Source organism: Streptococcus sp. OH4692_COT-348 (genome assembly GCF_003859975.1).
Taxonomy (GTDB): domain Bacteria; phylum Bacillota; class Bacilli; order Lactobacillales; family Streptococcaceae; genus Streptococcus.
The window spans coordinates 1-1,092 of record NZ_RQZB01000034.1; the positions used below are offsets into that span (position 1 = coordinate 1).

1 protein-coding gene is annotated in these 1,092 nt (G+C 36.9%); it reads right to left on the reverse strand.

Annotated features, from left to right (window positions below; all coding sequences use genetic code 11):
• Positions 1 to 48: 48 nt before the first annotated feature.
• On the reverse strand, positions 49 to 939 hold the full coding sequence (locus tag EII37_RS10680) for an IS982-like element IS982B family transposase (RefSeq protein ID WP_015082326.1): 891 nt from the start codon (positions 937 to 939) through the stop codon (positions 49 to 51).
• Between the last annotated feature and the right edge of the window lie 153 nt (positions 940 to 1,092).

The window sequence follows — 1,092 nt, forward strand, 5'->3', positions numbered from 1 at the left end:
CTCATATTGTTCAAAATCATACATATAAAAACCCGAATTGCTAGTTGATTATTTAGCCATGACTTGATACCCGATAGAATATCTTAAAGTCTCTGGTTCCAGTGATTTAGCTGATTTTAACAGTAAAGAATACGCTAAAAGTATCATCTCTAATTTCAATTGAAAACCTTGAGGCGAACGACTTTTACAACGCTCAGCTCCTAGATTTGTCAAAAAAGAGAAAACTCGCTCAATCACTTTTCTACGTTTTGAAAAATTAGGGAAAAGGATTTTCTTTTGCTTCATGTTCTTCCTGACAGGTGTCATTAGATCAATTCCTTTTAATTCCAGCCTATCATGCAGTGACTGACCTAGATATCCCATATCTCCAAGGACTGTTGGTGTCCCAAATTGACTCAACACTTCCTCGGTCATTGAACTATCAGCCATTGAAGCAGGAGTAATTGTGTAGTCTATGACATAGCCTGATTCACTGACTAAAGCATGACATTTACATCCATAGAAGTACTGTCCCTTTGTAGCATTGTAGCCAACATTTGCATAATCTCCAAGAACTTTGCTTCTGAAATTACGAATAGGCTGACACAAAGGAATGGGGAAGCTGTCAATAATGGATACACTCATTCCTTCAACCTCTTTAAAGACGAGTGCTTGGCGAATGACTTGGATACTCGGTAAGAGGGCATTACAACGGCGGACAAAGCGAGAATATTCTAGGAAATTAGGAAATAAACTTTGAGCAAGTTGGTGCTTAGCTTTAAGCGTTTCACTAAAATGCAGTACGCCCCATAGGTAACAAGCGATAACTAAGCAATCTGATGTTGCGAGATGGACGTTCTTTCGGTTTTGAACCTCAAGGGGAACCCTCGTTTGATAAAGCGTCTCAATGGTTGTCAGTAAATAAACAAAAACTTTTGGAAGTGTGCTATTATAAGTCATATAAGTCGTGCGCTTTCTAATGCTTAGTGGTTTAAGATTAGGATAGCACGACTTATTTATTTTCCAATGAAATTAACTAGCAATTCGGGTATTAAACAAGATTAATATAACAGAAAATAACATAAATTTCACTAAGATGTCAAAATAATGAAT

What these genes read in the sequence shown, in the direction of transcription:
- EII37_RS10680 (WP_015082326.1), bottom strand. Translation starts at nt 939, where the DNA reads ATGACTTATAATAGCACACTTCCAAAAGTTTTTGTTTATTTACTGACA.